Origin of the sequence: Acidovorax sp. Root217, assembly GCF_001428645.1 — a bacterium.
Taxonomy (GTDB): domain Bacteria; phylum Pseudomonadota; class Gammaproteobacteria; order Burkholderiales; family Burkholderiaceae_C; genus Acidovorax.
The window spans coordinates 219426-234995 of record NZ_LMIH01000012.1; the positions used below are offsets into that span (position 1 = coordinate 219426).

Annotated in this window: 11 protein-coding genes; 1 reads left to right on the plus strand and 10 read right to left on the minus strand. The window is 67.7% G+C overall.

The window, feature by feature from the left end; genetic code table 11:
* Positions 1-254: 254 nt before the first annotated feature.
* From ASE31_RS11155 to ASE31_RS11185, 7 genes are all read right to left on the minus strand, one after another.
* Positions 255-1454: a ribonucleotide-diphosphate reductase subunit beta gene (locus ASE31_RS11155; protein ID WP_057201712.1), complete on the minus strand. Its 1200-nt coding sequence runs from the start codon at positions 1452-1454 to the stop codon at positions 255-257.
* Between the two features lie 135 nt (positions 1455-1589).
* Positions 1590-4526: a ribonucleoside-diphosphate reductase subunit alpha gene (locus ASE31_RS11160; RefSeq protein WP_057201713.1), complete on the minus strand. Its 2937-nt coding sequence runs from the start codon at positions 4524-4526 to the stop codon at positions 1590-1592.
* Between the two features lie 424 nt (positions 4527-4950).
* A complete protein-coding gene (ampD, locus tag ASE31_RS11165; protein WP_057201714.1) occupies positions 4951-5580 on the minus strand; it encodes a 1,6-anhydro-N-acetylmuramyl-L-alanine amidase AmpD in 630 nt (209 codons plus the stop codon).
* The gene (locus tag ASE31_RS11170) at positions 5558-7129 is read right to left on the minus strand and encodes a sigma-54 dependent transcriptional regulator (protein ID WP_057201715.1); all 1572 of its coding nucleotides are present in this window, start codon (positions 7127-7129) and stop codon (positions 5558-5560) included. The genes ampD and ASE31_RS11170 overlap by 23 nt, the downstream gene beginning before the upstream one ends.
* A gap of 6 nt (positions 7130-7135) precedes the next feature.
* Entirely contained in the window at positions 7136-8842 is a 1707-nt protein-coding gene (locus tag ASE31_RS11175) for an ATP-binding protein (protein ID WP_057201716.1), read from the minus strand.
* A 7-nt stretch (positions 8843-8849) separates the two neighbouring features.
* Entirely contained in the window at positions 8850-9077 is a 228-nt protein-coding gene (locus ASE31_RS11180) for a PP0621 family protein (RefSeq protein ID WP_057201717.1), read from the minus strand.
* Entirely contained in the window at positions 9074-9871 is a 798-nt protein-coding gene (locus ASE31_RS11185; RefSeq protein WP_057201718.1) for an inner membrane protein YpjD, read from the minus strand. The genes ASE31_RS11180 and ASE31_RS11185 overlap by 4 nt, the downstream gene beginning before the upstream one ends.
* Positions 9872-9959: 88 nt before the next feature.
* Between ASE31_RS11185 and ffh the strand changes: the two genes are divergently transcribed.
* The gene (gene ffh / locus ASE31_RS11190) at positions 9960-11339 is read left to right on the plus strand and encodes a signal recognition particle protein (protein ID WP_057201719.1); all 1380 of its coding nucleotides are present in this window, start codon (positions 9960-9962) and stop codon (positions 11337-11339) included.
* A 44-nt stretch (positions 11340-11383) separates the two neighbouring features.
* On the opposite strand, the gene ASE31_RS11195 is transcribed toward ffh, so the two are convergent.
* The 3 genes from ASE31_RS11195 to ASE31_RS11205 are packed head-to-tail and all read right to left on the minus strand — an operon-like array spanning position 11384 to position 15542.
* Complete coding sequence (locus ASE31_RS11195; RefSeq protein ID WP_057201720.1) at positions 11384-12085, minus strand: DUF1266 domain-containing protein; 702 nt, start codon at positions 12083-12085, stop codon at positions 11384-11386.
* Positions 12082-13239, minus strand: coding sequence for a hypothetical protein (locus ASE31_RS11200; protein WP_235514413.1), 1158 nt, complete (start codon positions 13237-13239; stop codon positions 12082-12084). Before ASE31_RS11200 ends, ASE31_RS11195 begins: the two co-directional genes overlap by 4 nt.
* Complete coding sequence (locus tag ASE31_RS11205) at positions 13224-15542, minus strand: hypothetical protein (RefSeq protein ID WP_057201721.1); 2319 nt, start codon at positions 15540-15542, stop codon at positions 13224-13226. Before ASE31_RS11205 ends, ASE31_RS11200 begins: the two co-directional genes overlap by 16 nt.
* Positions 15543-15570 lie beyond the last annotated feature (28 nt).

The following is a 15570-nucleotide window of genomic DNA, read 5'->3' on the forward strand; positions in this document are numbered from 1 at the left end:
CGCTGGCTTTGCAGCTACAGCCTTCTTCGCGGGAGCTGCCTTCTTTGCAGCGGGTTTTTTCGCAGTTGCCATCATGTTCTCCTTGAGTCAATTTGCAAAGAGCACTTCGTGTCTACAGTGGACATGAAGCGATCCATGGAGATGGGGTTGACCCCATCTCCATGAACACGGGAACGCCCTGCACGGCAACGCGCTTGGGCGTTGTCCGTGCAGGGCGTGGTGTGGGGATCCATGGCGTGCGTGCACCTGCGAGGCTAGTCCCAGGACAATGCGCCACCCGACTGGTACTCGATGACGCGCGTCTCGAAGAAGTTGCGTTCCTTCTTCAGGTCGATCATCTCGCTCATCCAGGGGAAGGGATTTTCTTCGTTGGGGAACAGCGTCTCCAGGCCGATCTGGGTGGCGCGGCGGTTGGCGATGTAGCGCAGGTAGCCCTTGAACATCGAGGCGTTCATGCCCAGCACGCCACGCGGCATGGTGTCTTCGGCGTAGCGGTATTCGAGCTCCACGGCCTGCATGAACAGGGCCTTGATCTCGGCCTTGAACTCTGCGGTCCACAGGTGCGGGTTCTCCAGCTTGAGCTGGTTGATCAGGTCGATGCCGAAGTTGCAATGCATCGACTCATCGCGCAGGATGTACTGGTACTGCTCGGCAGCGCCGGTCATCTTGTTCTGGCGACCCAGCGCCAGGATCTGCGTGAAGCCGACGTAGAAGAACAGGCCTTCCATCAGGCAGGCAAACACGATCAGCGACTTGAGCAGCGTCTGGTCGGTCTCGAAGGTGCCGGTGTGGAAGTTGGGGTCCATAATCGCTTCGATGAAGGGGATCAGGAACTGGTCCTTGTCGCGGATCGAGGGCACTTCCAGGTAGGCGTTGAAGATCTCGCCTTCATCCAGGCCGAGCGACTCCACGATGTACTGGTAGGCGTGCGTGTGGATCGCTTCCTCGAACGCCTGGCGCAGCAGGAACTGGCGGCACTCGGGCGCCGTGATGTGGCGGTAGGTGCCCAGCACGATGTTGTTGGCGGCCAGCGAGTCGGCGGTCACGAAGAAGCCGAGGTTGCGCTTGATGATGCGGCGCTCGTCTTCGGTCAGGCCGTTCGGGTCCTTCCACAACGCGATGTCGCGCGTCATGTTCACCTCTTGCGGCATCCAGTGGTTGGCGCAGGTGGCGAGGTACTTTTCCCAGGCCCACTTGTACTTGAACGGCACCAGCTGGTTGACGTCGGTCTGGCCGTTGATGATGCGCTTGTCGGCAGCGTTCACGCGGCGGTGCGCGGGTGCTGTGGCAGGGGCGGCTTGCGGTGCAGCGGATGCCGTCATCGACGCATGCACTTCCTGAAGCGAGGGGGTCTGGAAAGACACAGGCGGCTGTTCCGCCGGGTGGCTTTTGTGCAGTCCACCGTCCAGTTGATTTTGCGATGAGGGCTTGACTTCTTCGTCCCAGGACAACATAGATTTTCCAGTGTTCGGATTATGAAAGCAGTGCTGCAAAAAGGAAAGCACTGCAGCGTTGCGCAGCAACGTTTTGTTGCTTCACAGCACCGAAGCGGCGTGCATGGGTCTGCATGCGCGCCGCTTCATGAGGCCTTACTGGCAGGCCTCGCAGGTTGGATCATCGATGGCGCAGAACTTGACGTCGGTGGCAGGCAGCGCAGCGGCCTGCGCGGCAGCGGCTGCAGCAGCCACTTCCATCGCGCTGGGCTTGGCGGGTGCGGCCTGTGCAGAGCCTGCATCGCTGCCCGACGACACGGAGTTGAGCTGGCGCGTGTTCACGGTGCTCATCTCCACGTGCGTGGCGCTTTGCGTGCGCAGGTAGTAGGTGGTCTTCAGGCCGCGCAGCCAGGCCAGCTTGTAGGTGTCGTCGAGCTTCTTGCCCGATGCACCGGCCATGTAGATGTTCAGGCTCTGGGCCTGGTCGATCCACTTCTGGCGGCGCGATGCGGCCTCCACCAGCCATTGCGAATCGACTTCGAAGGCCGTGGAGTACAGGGCCTTGATGTCTGCCGGCACGCGGTCGATGGGGTGCAGCGAGCCCTTGAAGTGCTTGAGGTCCATGATCATCACGTCGTCCCACAGGCCCAGGCGCTTGAGGTCGCGCACCAGGCCGCCGTTGATCACGGTGAACTCACCCGACAGGTTGGACTTGACCGACAGATTGCCGAACGAAGGCTCGATCGATGCGTCCACGCCGATGATGTTGGAGATGGTGGCCGTGGGGGCGATGGCGACACAGTTGGAGTTGCGCATGCCGTCCTGGACGATCTTCTTGCGCAGGGCATCCCAGTCCAGCGTGGCCGAACGGTCCACTTCAACGTAGCCGCCGCGTGCCGTGGCCAGCATGTCCAGCGTGTCCAGGGGCAGGATGCCCTGGTCCCACAGCGAGCCCTTGTAGCTCTCGTACTGGCCGCGTTCGCGGGCCAGCTCGGTCGAGGCCCAGTAGGCGTAGTAGCAGATTGCTTCCATCGACCGGTCGGCGAATTCCACGGCCGCTTGCGAGGCGTAGGGAATGCGCAGCTCGTACAGGCTGTCCTGGAAGGCCATCAGGCCCAGGCCCACAGGGCGGTGGCGCAGGTTGGAGTCGCGCGCCTTGGTGACCGCGTAGTAATTGATGTCGATCACGTTGTCCAGCATGCGCATTGCCACGGTGATGGTCTTGCGCAGCTTGGCGTGGTCAATCTGGCCGTCCTTCAAGTGCTGCAGCAGGTTCACGGAGCCCAGGTTGCAGACCGCGGTCTCGGTATCGCTGGTATTCAGCGTGATCTCGGTGCACAGGTTGGACGAGTGCACCACGCCAGCGTGCTGCTGGGGCGAGCGCACGTTGCAGGCATCCTTGAAGGTGATCCAGGGATGGCCGGTCTCGAACAGCATGGTCAGCATCTTGCGCCACATGTCGGTGGCCTGCACCGTCTTGGAGGGCTTGATCTCGCCGCGCGCGGCCTTTGCTTCGTAGGCCACATAGGCCTTCTCGAAGGCAGTGCCGAACAGGTCGTGCAGGTCGGGTACGTCGGAGGGCGAGAACAGGGTCCAGGTGCCCTTTTCCATCACGCGGCGCATGAACAGGTCGGGGATCCAGTTGGCCGTGTTCATGTCGTGCGTGCGGCGGCGGTCATCGCCGGTGTTCTTGCGCAGCTCCAGGAACTCCTCGATATCCAGGTGCCAGGTTTCCAGGTAGGTGCAGACGGCGCCCTTGCGCTTGCCGCCCTGGTTCACGGCCACGGCCGTGTCGTTGACCACCTTGAGGAAGGGCACCACGCCCTGTGATTCACCGTTCGTGCCCTTGATGTGCGAGCCCAGGGCGCGCACGCGGGTCCAGTCGTTGCCCAGGCCGCCGGCAAACTTGGACAGCAGGGCATTTTCCTTGATGGAGTCGTAGATGCCTTCCAGGTGGTCGGGCACCGTGGTCAGGTAGCACGAGGACAGCTGCGAGCGCAGCGTGCCGCTGTTGAACAGCGTGGGCGTGCTGGACATGAAGTCGAAGCTCGAGAGGATCTCGTAGAACTCGATGGCGCGGGCTTCGCGGTCGGCTTCATTGAGCGACAGGCCCATGGCCACGCGCATGAAGAAGCACTGGGGCAGCTCGATGCGGGTCTTGCGCACGTGCAGGAAGTAGCGGTCGTACAGGGTCTGCAGGCCCAGGTAATCGAACTGCAGGTCGCGGTCGGCGTTGAGGGCGGCGCCCAGGCGGGCCAGGTCGAACGTCAGCAGGCGCGGGTCCAGCAGCTCGTTGTCCACACCCTTCTGGATGAACTGCGGGAAGTAGTCCACGTAGCTCTGGCCCATGTCGTCCTGCGTGACTTCACGGCCCAGCACTTCGCGCACGATGGTATGCAGCAAGAGGCGTGCGGTGGCGTAGGTGTAGTCGGGGTCCTTCTCGATCAGCGTGCGGGCTGCCAGGATGGACGCTTTGTAGACCTCGTCCATGGGGACGCCGTCGTACAGGTTGCGCATGGTCTCGGCCACGATGGGCTGGGCCGAGATGTCCGCGCCCAGGTTCACGCAGGCCGACTCGATCAGGCCACGCAGGCGCCCCAGGTCCAGCACCACGCGCTTGTCGCCATCCAGCACGTGCAGTGCGGGGGCGGGCGCGGCAGCCGTTTCCTGTTCGACATGGCGGGCGCGCTCCTGGGTGCGGCTTTCGCGGTACAGCACGTAGGCGCGGGCCACCTCGTGGTGGCCGCCGCGCATCAGCACCAGTTCCACCTGGTCCTGCACGTCTTCAATGTGGAAGGTGCCGCCGCCAGGACGCGAGCGCGCCAGGGCGCGGGCGACGTTCTGGGTCAGCGAGTCCACCACTTCGCGCACGCTGGCCGATGCAGCACCCTGGGTGCCGTGCACTGCCAGAAACGCCTTCATCATCGCCACGGCAATCTTCTGCGGCTCGAACGGGACCACGGCGCCATTGCGGCGGATGATCTGGTAATGGGAGTACGTGTTCGCTCCCTCTGGTGCAGCAGAAGATGCCTCGGGCGCATCCTGGGATGCGGGGCGGGTGGTGGATGAAGGCGTGTTCAAAGCAGCGTGCATGGGTGTCCTCTTTTTGGGTGCTGTCTGGAATGTGCAGGCGGGTGGCAGTGCCGCCGCGAGGGAGAAGTGGTGCGCCAGTTTCTGGCCTGTCGCACACTATATATGGTGTGTCAGTTGCGTTCAATACGCTACCGGTAGTGTACCGCCGCCAGAGATGCCAAAATCCGAAACAGCATGTTTCCCCCACGCCGCATCGGCCTATCGGGGCTGCCGTGCGCGCGCCTTGTGTCCGATGGATGGCTGTGAAAACCACGCAGTGGCGCGTGATGCGGCCCGGTTTTGCATGGCAGACCGCGTGCAGATTGAAGCGGCCGTTTTGTGCATGCGCAGCAAAAAATATTTTTGCTGCAGCGGTGAGGTGACGTGCTGTTGCGACATCCGCTGCGGGTGCTGCAGCCTGCGCGCACCGGCCCGGTGCGCGGGGTCAGGCGCCGGTGGTGGAGGCCGGCTGCGTGTCGACCGGAAAGCACTCCGGTGGCCAGCCCAGCGACTGCTGCAGGCCCGCCCAGTCGAAGCCCGCACCCGGGTCGCGCTTGCGCCCTGGGGCAATGTGCTCGTGGCCAGCCAGGTGGGCGACGGGATAGCGCCGTGCAATGTCACGGCACAGCCAAGCCAGCGTGGCGTACTGGGCGGCCTCGAAGCACTCGCCCTCCAGGCCTTCGAGCTCGATGCCGATGGAGTCGTCGTTGCATTGCGCGCGGCCCCGATAGGCCGAGGGCCCCGCATGCCAGGCGCGCTGGTCGCAGTCCACGAACTGCCAGAGCACTCCGGTGCGGTCGATGACAAAGTGCGCGGACACCGTGAGGCCACGGATGCCCTGGTAATAAGGGTGTGCGTCCCAGTCGAGCGTGTTGGTGAAGAGCTGGCGCACGGCCGGGCCCCCGTACTCGCCCGGCGGCAGGCTGATGGAGTGCACCACGATCAGGTCGATCTGCGCTGCGGGAGGGCGCGGACCGAAGTTGGGCGAGGGCTGGCGCACGGCCGACCGGTGCCAGCCCTGGTCCCAGGGGGAACCGTCGGCGTCCGGCCCCTCAGCCGATGTCGTCATGGGCATCCTGGTCATTGGGCACGGCGATGTTCAGGCGCGCAATGCGGTAGCGGATCTGGCGCAGGCTGATGCCCAGGCGTGCCGCCGTGGCCGTGCGGTTGAACCCCGCCTCGCGCAGTGCGCGCACCAGGATGTCGCGCTCCTGCTGGTCCAGCCAGGCCTGCAGGTCGCTGGGCAGGGGCGTGCTGGCGCCTGGCATGGGGGAGCCGGGCGCCCCGCCCAGGGCCGGGCGGGGTGTCGATGCGTCCTCCGCCTGCAGCGTGTCCGGCACGGCGATGGGGTTGAAAGCCGCAGCGTCTGAAGCCTGCGCGGGGGCCGGGCTTGCGCTGCCCGCAGCGGCCGGAAAGCCCCCCGCAGGCGGTGCCACGCCGTCCACGTGCAGCTCGTCCCCCTCGCTCAGGGCCACGGCCCGGTGCAGCAGGTTCTCCAGCTCACGCACGTTGCCGGTGAGCGGGTGGGCGGCAATCGCCTGTATGGCGTGCTCGGTGAGTGCCGGCACGGGCATGCCCGACTCCTGCGCGATGCGCGCGAGCAAGGCCCGGCACAGGGCGGGCAGGTCCTCGCGCCGCTCGCGCAGCGGCGGGATCACGACCTCGATCACGTTGAGGCGGTAATACAGATCCTGGCGGAAGCGGCCGGTCTGCACGTCGGCCGCCAGGTCGCGGTGCGTGGCGCTGACGATGCGCACATCCACCGTCTCTTCCTGCGTGGAGCCCAGGGCGCGCACGCTGCGCTCCTGGATGGCGCGCAGCAGCTTCGACTGCATGGCCAGCGGCAGGTCGCCGATCTCGTCAAGGAACAAGGTGCCCCCACGCGCCGCCTGGAAGTAGCCGTCCCGGTCCTGGCTGGCGCCGGTGTAGGAGCCCTTGCGCGCACCGAAGAATTCGGCCTCGAGCAGGTTTTCGGGGATGGCGCCGCAGTTCACGGCCACCCAGGGGCCGTCCGCGCGCTGGCTGCTGGCGTGCAGTGCCTGGGCGACCAGCTCCTTGCCGGTGCCCGACTCGCCGTGGATCAGCACCGGTGCCATGCCGCGCGCGACCTTGGCCACGCGCTGCTTGACGTTGCGCATGGCGGCCGATTCACCGACCAGCCGGTCCAGCGCCGACGAAGAGGCCTGCGCATCGACCGTGCCGCTCTGGCGCCCGCCCGGGGTGCGCGCTGCGCGCGGTGCGGGCACACCGCCCGTACCCTGGATGGCCGAGGCCACGACCGAGCGGAACTGTTTCAGGTCCACCGGCTTGGTCAGGTAGTCGAAGGCGCCGGAGCGCAGCGCTTCCACGGCGTTTTCGGCCGAGCCATAGGCCGTCATCACCACGCAGCGCTCCTTGCGCTGCTGGTCGCGCAGGTCCTGCAGCAGTTCCATGCCAAAGCCGTCGGGCAGGCGCATGTCGGTGATCACGGCGTCGAAGCGGTGGGCCTTGAGCTGCTCGCGGGCCTCCTGCACGCTGGCGGCGGTCTCCACGCGGTAGCCCTCGCGCAGCAGCGTGAGCTCGTAGAGCGTGCGCAGGTCGGGCTCGTCGTCCACGACAAGGATGGAGGCAGCAGGGGCGTTCATGGAGCTTTAGACAACAATCGTGTCGAACAGGGAGGCGGGCTCGGCGGGCCGGGTGGTGCGCCGAAAGCCTACCGTAAAAGCATTGCCGCCGGTATCGCCGCGCTGGGTCAGGCGCACCACGCGCTGGTAGCCGATGGAGGCGCCGTGGCGCTGGCACAGCTCGCGGCAGATGTACAGGCCCAGGCCGCTGGAGCGGCTTTCGGAAGAGAAGAAGGGCTCGAACAGGTGGCGCTCCACGGACTTGTCCATGGGGGCGCCATCGCTCCAGACCTGCAGGCTGACCTGGCCCGTGATGGTGGTGCGCGTGGCGATGCACAGCGAATCCGGCTCCGGGCCCATGTAGCGCAGGGCATTGTCCAGCAGGTTCACCAGCACGCGGCGCAGGTGCTCGGTGTCGAATTCCACTTGCGCATCGCCGGCGCTCAGCGCGACCAGGCCGCGCCGTTTGTCCGTCTCCTGCCCCTGCCAGTCGCTCCAGATCTGCGCCACGGCGCTGTCCAGGTGCAGGGTGGAGGCCGGCGACTGGCTGATCTGGTGCTGCACGCGGGCAATGTCCAGCACCTCCTCGGCAATGCGCGCCAGGCGGTCGGCGTTCTGCTGCACCATGTGCGCCAGGCGCTTCTGGCCGGGGTCCGTCAGGTCTTCTTCCAGCAGGGCATTGGCCTGGACGATGGCTGCCAGGGGGTTGCGGATCTCGTGCGCCACGGCGGCCGACATGCGGCCCATCGCGGCCAGCTTCTCGGTGCGCAGGCGCGCCTGCATCTCGCGCAGGTCGTGCAGGAACATCACGCACAGCCGCTCGCTGCCGGCCTCGCGGGCCGGTGTGCGCGAGGAGGTCAGCCAGGTGCGCACATGCAGCCCGGTCGGGCTCTCGCCGGGGTGCAGCAGGTCCGCATCGGCGGTCTGGGGTTGCTCCTGGCGAAAGGTGCGGCGTGCCAGCTTCACCAGCGGATCCCATGCGGCCGCATGCGTCAGCGAAAAGGGCAGCGGCGGCAGGGGCGGCTGCCCCAGCAACTGCAGCGCGGCCGGGTTGGCCGTGCGCACGACGTCGTTCTCGTCCACCACGAGCACGCCGTCGGTGAGGTTCTGGATCACCAGGGCGCTCACCTGCGTCTGCACGCGCGCCGTCATCTGGCTTTGCTGGGCCACTTCCTGCTCGCGCGCCAGGCGCGTGGCGAGCTGGTGTACCAGGTAGGAGACGATGAAGTAGCCCGTGCCGGTAAGGGCGCTCTGCAGGTAGCGTTGCGGGTCGTCGACACCGGAGCGCGAGCCCAGCCACGCCAGGCCCAGCAGCAGCAGGGTGACACCCGCCGTGGTGCCCAGCGCCAGCGTGAGCGTGCCCAGCACCGCCGCCATCAGGATCGGCAGGCCGAAGAGCGGGGTGTAGTTCAGTGCGCCCGAGTGCAGCAGCTGCAGCACGCAGACCACCGCCAGGTCGACGCCGATGGACGGCAGCCAGTGCACGCCTGTGCCCGGCGATGGCGGCCGGTGGCGCGCCAGGATGCGCATCAGGAGGGTGGCAACGAGGTAGGCCCCCGAGACCGACAGTGCGGCGGGGTCCAGCACCTGGTTGACCGCCTGCCCGAGCGTCTGCAGCAGGACCAGGGCGATGGCGACCATCACCCGGGCGGTCAGGAAGCCCTTCCACAGGCGCAGGAAAGGTGCGTCCACCGTCACGAGCAGATTGTTGCCCGGCAGCACGTTGTCCGCCATGGTCGGCTCAGGGCTTGCCAAGGCGCTGGTGCTCCAGGCTGCAGTAGGCGAGGTTGCCCTGGATCTGCGCGTCGGCACGCGGCACATGCACGCCGCAGTGCGCGCAGGCCAGCATGTCCTGGGGCAGCGCCGGGGGGCGGGCCTTGCCGGGCTGGGCTTCCTTGGGTGCGGCGCGGTTGCTGCGCCAGATGCCGATGGCCACCACCAGCACCACCAGCAGAACGAGGTACTTCATGCGCTGCGGCCCAGAATGACTTCGAGCACGAAACGCGAGCCCACATAGGCCAGCAGCAGCAGCCCCGCACCGGCATAGAGCACGCCCACGGCGGTGCGGCCGCGCCAGCCAAAGCGTGCACGGCCCAGCAGCAGCGTGGCAAACGTGATCCAGGCCATCAGCGAGAAAATCGCCTTGTGGTCCCAGCGCCAGGCGCGGCCGTAGAGCGCGTCGCCAAAAAGCCAGCCGGCCAGCAGCGTGGCCGTGAGCAGCACGAAGCCGGCGGTCACGAAGCGGAAGGTCAGGCGCTCCAGTGTGAGCAGCGGAATGCCGCTGTGCGGGTCTTCGGCCTGGCGGATGTGGCGCTCGGCCCGTGTCATCAGCCAGGCGTGCACCACCGCAGCGCCGAACAGGCCGTAGCAGGCGATGCCCAGGGCCAGGTGCAGCGGTAGCCAGGCCGAGGCCGACACATGCAGTGGCTGGCCCGGGAACACCAGGGCCAGCACGATGGCCGCCGCGCCCAGCGCCGCCAGCACCCAGCGCGCCTGCATCTGCGGAAACAGCTGCTTTTCGACCGCGTACACCGTCAGCACCAGCCAGGCCGTCATCGACAGCGCCGGCGCGAAGCCGAAGCGCGGAGCCTCGCTCCACAGCCCCAGCACCAGGGTGGCCCCATGCAGCAACCATGCGACCAGCAGGGCGTTGCGCATGCCCGCCGCCCCCAGGCGCGACGCCGCGGCTGCGGGCATGGCATAGGCTGCCGCTGCGGCAAGCGCGAGCAGCCAACCCATGGGAGAAGCACTGGGTAAAATCATGCCTCAGAGTTTAGTAGCCTTTCGCCCCATCGCCAGTACCCCCTGGCGCGCACGCCGCTTGCCCGCGCGCAAACCCGGAACAATCCCTATGGCCTCCGCCCTTACCGACAAACTCACGCGCCTCGTCAAGGAGATGCGCGGCCAGGCCCGCATCACCGAATCCAACGTGCAGGACATGCTGCGCGAGGTGCGCATGGCCCTGCTCGAAGCCGACGTGGCCCTGCCCGTCGTGCGTGATTTCATTGCCCGCGTCAAGGAAAAGGCCCTGGGCCAGGAGGTGCTGGGCTCGCTCAAGCCGGGCCAGACCCTGGTCTCCATCGTCAACCGCGAACTTGCCGCAACCATGGGCGAGGGCATTTCCGACATCAACCTGGCCGCCCAGCCACCCGCCGTGATCCTGATGGCCGGCCTGCAGGGGGCCGGCAAGACCACCACCACGGCCAAGCTGGCCAAGCACCTGATCGAAAAACGCAAGAAGAAGGTGCTTACCGTCTCCGGCGACGTCTACCGCCCCGCTGCCATCGAGCAGCTCAAGACGGTGACCAAGCAGGCCGGCGCCGAGTGGTTCCCGAGCACCCCCGACCAGAAGCCGCTCGATATCGGCCTGGCCGCGCTCGATTACGCCAAGAAGCACTACTTCGACGTGCTGCTGGTCGACACGGCCGGCCGCCTGGCCATCGACGAAGTGCTGATGAAGGAAATCAAGGACCTGCATGCCGCGCTGAACCCCGTTGAAACCCTGTTCGTGGTCGATGCCATGCAGGGCCAGGACGCGATCAACACGGCCAAAGCCTTCAAGGAAGCATTGCCGCTCACCGGCATTGTGCTGACCAAGCTCGACGGCGACTCGCGTGGCGGTGCCGCCCTGTCGGTGCGCCAGATCACCGGTGCGCCGATCAAGTTCGCCGGTGTCTCCGAGAAGCTCGACGGCCTGGAGGTCTTCGACGCCGAGCGCCATGCGGGCCGCATCCTGGGCATGGGCGACATCGTGGCCCTGGTGGAGCAGGTCACGGCCGGCGTGGACATCGAGGCCGCGCAAAAGCTCGCCGCCAAGGTCAAGAGCGGCGACGGCTTCGATCTCAACGACTTCCTCTCGCAGCTGCAGCAGATGAAGCAGATGGGCGGGCTGTCGAGCCTCATGGACAAGCTGCCGGCCCAGTTCACCGCCAAGGCCGGCGCCGTGGACATGGACAAGGCCGAGAAGGACATCAAGCGCAAGGAAGGCATCATCCAGAGCATGACCCCGCTGGAGCGTCGCAAGCCCGAGCTCATCAAGGCCACGCGCAAGAAGCGTATCGCGGGCGGCGCGGGCGTGCATGTCCAGGAGGTGAATCGCCTGCTCAAGGAATTCGAGCAGATGCAGGACATGATGAAGAAGATGAAGGGCGGCGGCCTGATGAAGATGATGAAGAAAATGGGTGGCATGAAAGGCCTGGGCGGCGGTGGCATGCCCAAGATGCCGTTCTGACCCCGGTCCTCGATCACCCAACAGCCCTGACGAGCGCCGGCTTCTCAGGGCTTTTTCATGGGCGGTGGCGGCAGCGGCCAGGGCAGCCAGTGCCAGGGGTGGTCCCGGTTGGCTACCCATTGCGCCACGTCGTCTTCGGTGAACGCCACTCCGAGGCTGTCGGCGCGCGAATGGGCCACCCATTGGCGGCGGCCGCGCGCGCAGGCGGTGCCGAAATCCTGCCAGCCCTGAAAGCAGTCGGCCGCGCGCTGCGCGTTGTGGTGCAGGATATGCCACTGCGTGGCCTCGTCCAGCCAACCCAGCAGCGCGGCCGTGCGCGTCGCAAAGGCCACGCGGGCGCAGGCCAGCGCCATGGCATCGCGCGGGACATCGTCGGGCCGCAGGGCGTCCAGGCCCATGCGGAACCAGCCCTCGCGCAACTGCCCGGGCAGGACCTTGCGGACCTGGTCGTCCGCCATGTCGCTGCGCAGGCCCAGCAGGTGCAGCAGGGCCGGGCGCAGCGATTGCTGCAGCGGCTCGGACAGCACGGGCATGCGCGCATCGGCAAAGCCGCCCTGGATGCGCGCGAAAGCCATGGGGTCGGCCAGGGCCAGGGTCCAGCTCCAGTGCGCGTCCAGCACGTACTGCCGGCGCAGGCGGGGGCGCCCGTACCAGCGCAGAAACGGCCCCAGCACCCACAGCAGCAACCGCCAGGCCAGCCATCCCAGAAGGCAGAACCCCAGCGCGAACACCAGCCAGGCGATCATGGCGTGCGCTCCGTGCCGTTCGGCGCTGCAGCAGTCAGCGCCGCAGCCACGGAAGCGGCCAGGGGCAGGCCCCGCAGCAGCGCCGGATCGCGCGCGGCCACCAGCCACTGCACCAGCACCGAGGGCGCGGGCAGCTCGCGCACCAGCGCCGGGCGGCTCTGGATGAGGCGCAGCTGGTCGGCCTCCAGCGCCACGTCGCGCACGGCGCACCAGCCCTGGGAGGTGTGCACGATGCCCATCTGCAGCGCGTCGGGCGGTGCACCCCCGCAGGTGCCGAGCTGGTTGAGCAGCGCCAGCACCTCGCCCTGGTAGCGCCCGATGGGCGGGCGGTTCTGTTTGCCCTTGATCTGGTCGATGGCCAGGCGGCCACCTTCGCGCACATGCGCGCTGATGGTGATGTGCGGCAGGTTTCCCGCCGTGCGGTAGGAGAACAGGCGCAGCCGGCCCCCTTCGCAGGCGCTGGCGTAGTGCTCGCCGTAGCCGCCACCGAGGCTGCGGCGGTTGGCGAACTGGCCCAGGCAGTGGCGCATCATCTGGCTCTCGTAGGCCATCTCAGCGCGCAGGTGCGTGCTGTCCGGCCGCAATTCGACGAAATGCCCCTGCTCTCCCTGCCACACCGGGGCCACCGCGTCGGGCGCGTGCTCGCGCCAGCCGGCTGCGGCCTTGGCCTCGTAGGCTGCATGCTCCTCGTCCCACTGCGCCAGCGCCTGCGGGGCCGTCACACGCTGCAGCTTGCCCTGCAGTGCGGTCCCTTCGCGCGACATCAGGAACTCCACCAGCCGCGACTCCAGCGCCAGCACGGCCTCGGCCTCGGGATCGACCCACCACAGCGCCGTGGTGGGAGCAGCCGTGTGCCGTGGCGAGGCCTCCACCAGACGGGCCAGTGCCCAAGGCGGTACGGCTGCCGGTTTGAGCAGGGCCTGCGCCTGCTCGCGCTGCGTGACGGCCTGCACCACAGGGGTGCTCGCCTGCAGGTTGCCTACCACATGGCGGTAGAAGTGGTTGGCCAGCCAGGCGCGCACCTCCTCGGGGTCGTTGCGCGCGCGGCTGCGGCGCTCGATGGCGCTGCGGATGGCCGGCGCGTTGACCACGTCGCGCGCACCGTACATGCTGCGTGCCGGCGAAGCCCCCACGGCCACTACCAGACCTTCCACCAAGGGTTCTTCGCGCGCATGGCCTTTTTGCAGCGGTCCATGTTCTCGCGCGCGTACCCGGCCTGCTCCTGATCGTCCGGTTCGCCGGGGCGCACCCTCTTGAGCGACTCCTGGTACAACGCCATGGCCCGCTCATGCTGGCCGGCGTACTCCAGCACGTTGCCTGCCACGCGCCGCATGCCGGGCAGGGAGCTGGCCAGGGTGCGGGGCATGGCCTGCTCCAGCCGCGCCAGCGCGTCGGCGGGCTGCGACCAGGCCAGGTCGCGCAGCATCACCAGCAGCGTGGAGAGGTAGTCCTCTTCGTTCTCGGCCTGGTCCTCCTGGTCCAGGCCGGCCCACCATTCGTCCAGGCGCTGCAGCCAGATGGCGATCTCGTTGTCGCGGTCCAGCCCGTACAGCGCGTGGCATACGCCCTTGAAGTATTCCGTGGGGTCGTGGCGTCCGTAGCCGTGGTCCAGCGCGTAGTGCCACAACCTGTCGGCGGCGGCAATGAACTCGGGTTTGCGCTCGGCCGCCTCGTAGCAGGACATGAGCCCGTTGTGGTGCTCGGCAAAGGGGCTGGTGGCCAGGCCCTTGTGGTGCAGGTCGATGGCCTTGTCGTAGTCCTTGAGTGCCCAGCGGTAGTAGATGCCCAGGTTGTTGCACAGCATGGAGTAGACGTGCACATCGGCATCGCGGAACCAGCCTTCGCCCGTGGCGAAGAAGCCATCGAAGTGCACCACGGCCGCCTCGTAGTAGCGCGCCTTGAGTGTGTCCACGTCGCGCTCGGGCCAGTCGCCATCGTCGATGCCGCAGGCCTCCTGGAAGCTGAAATCGAGCCACACGCCGATGTTGTAGCACCAGCCCGCCGCCGGTGAGGCGGGGAAGGGCCGCTGCAGCGCCTTGGCGATGCCGTGCACCTTGGCGCTGCAGACCCACAGCGCCTGCAGCACGTCGGGTGCGGCCATGAAGGGCTCGCGGGCGGCGGACTCCAGCAGGGGCAGGGCGCCTGCGTGGTCACCGTCTTCAAACCGCTTAAGGCCCTGCTGCGCGGCGATGGCCGGGTGGGCGGGGTCCATCTTGCAGGCCTCCTGCAGGTGGTGCTGCGCAAAGGCCTGCGGTTCCTGCGGGTGGGCGGCCCACTCGGTGCCATCGATGGTGGCCGCAGACGCCAGGGCCAGGTGCCAGTAGATGTCCAATGGTCGGCCCGCCGTGCCGTGCTCTGCCAGCTGGGCCAGCGCCACCCTGCAGGCATGCCCGGCGGAGGTGGGGCGCTCGCTGCTGATGCACTCGTACGCCAGCCGGGCTGCAGCATCCAGGCGGCCGGCTTGCACCAGCCAGTCGAGCACCAGGGCGCTGAAGCTGTCGTCCTGGTCATCGGTCAGGCCGAAGCGGCCTTGCAGCCCCTGGGCGATGGCTGCGTCGAGTTGACCCTGCCGGTGCAGCGCCTTGGCATGCAGGCGTGCGCGGCGCACCGAGACGTCGCGCTGCCGGGGGCGCGACAGGTCGGCCGGCATGCGCAGCGGAACCTGCTGCGCGATGGTGTCGATGCTGGACGGGTCCAGCACCACCAGCCGCTCGCCCAGCTTGAGCCAGTCGTTGTGGTCCACGTCCTGTCCGTCCACTGCATGGCGCAGGTGGTCCATGGCCTGCTGTACCAGTTGCTGCGCCTGCGCGGCATCGCCTTCGGCCGCCCAGGCCTCGGCCATGCGCGTGGCCAGCACGGCATCGTCCCAGGCGCGAAAGGCCGCCCGCCCAGGCTGCACCACCTGCAGCGCGTGGCGCGCCTGCACGCTGCGGCGCCACACGCCGCAGTGCTGGCTGCGTTCGGCCTGGCCGGCAAGGTGCTCCCAGGCATCGTCCGACTGGTGCTGCAGGGGCGGCTGTGCCAGCAACTGGGCCATGCCTTCGAGGGCCTGGTGCAGCATTGGCACCTGGTCCGGCAGGGAGCGCAAGGCCTGGGTGCGGGAAAAGCCGGTACCGACCTGTGCGTCGTGCCGCTCGGCGGGTGGCAGGTCCTGCAGCAGTGCGGCGGCATGGGTGTCTATGGCCTGCAGCGCCATGGCGGGCTGGACCGCCTGCATCCAGAGGGAATGGATGCGGTACAGCACCTCCAGCGAGGCCGGCTGCAGCACCTGCTGGCCCAGCATCCGCGCCAGCGCCTCGGTGCGCTGCGCCTGTGCGGCCGCGCCCTCCTGCTGCGGGGTTTCTTCTTCGTCCTCCTCTTCGCCTTCGACCAGCGCTTCGGCCTGGTCCAGGTAGGCGTCCAGCAGCGGGCCGGACAGGGGCGTGGCTTGGGGGGCGGCAGTGCGGTCAGTCAGCATGGCGTATCGGGGGTGTCAAAGGCAGAGG

Excerpts from the sequence above, each read along its gene's own strand:
- ASE31_RS11185 (WP_057201718.1), bottom strand. The coding sequence starts at position 9,871 with ATGATTTTACCCAGTGCTTCTCCCATGGGTTGGCTGCTCGCGCTTGCC.
- ASE31_RS11170 (WP_057201715.1), bottom strand. The coding sequence starts at position 7,129 with ATGAACGCCCCTGCTGCCTCCATCCTTGTCGTGGACGACGAGCCCGAC.
- ASE31_RS11175 (WP_057201716.1), bottom strand. The coding sequence starts at position 8,842 with ATGGCGGACAACGTGCTGCCGGGCAACAATCTGCTCGTGACGGTGGAC.
- ASE31_RS11205 (WP_057201721.1), bottom strand. The coding sequence starts at position 15,542 with ATGCTGACTGACCGCACTGCCGCCCCCCAAGCCACGCCCCTGTCCGGC.
- ASE31_RS11180 (WP_057201717.1), bottom strand. The coding sequence starts at position 9,077 with ATGAAGTACCTCGTTCTGCTGGTGGTGCTGGTGGTGGCCATCGGCATC.
- ASE31_RS11155 (WP_057201712.1), bottom strand. The coding sequence starts at position 1,454 with ATGTTGTCCTGGGACGAAGAAGTCAAGCCCTCATCGCAAAATCAACTG.
- ASE31_RS11160 (WP_057201713.1), bottom strand. The coding sequence starts at position 4,526 with ATGCACGCTGCTTTGAACACGCCTTCATCCACCACCCGCCCCGCATCC.
- ffh (WP_057201719.1), top strand. The coding sequence starts at position 9,960 with ATGGCCTCCGCCCTTACCGACAAACTCACGCGCCTCGTCAAGGAGATG.
- ampD (WP_057201714.1), bottom strand. The coding sequence starts at position 5,580 with ATGCCCATGACGACATCGGCTGAGGGGCCGGACGCCGACGGTTCCCCC.
- ASE31_RS11195 (WP_057201720.1), bottom strand. The coding sequence starts at position 12,085 with ATGATCGCCTGGCTGGTGTTCGCGCTGGGGTTCTGCCTTCTGGGATGG.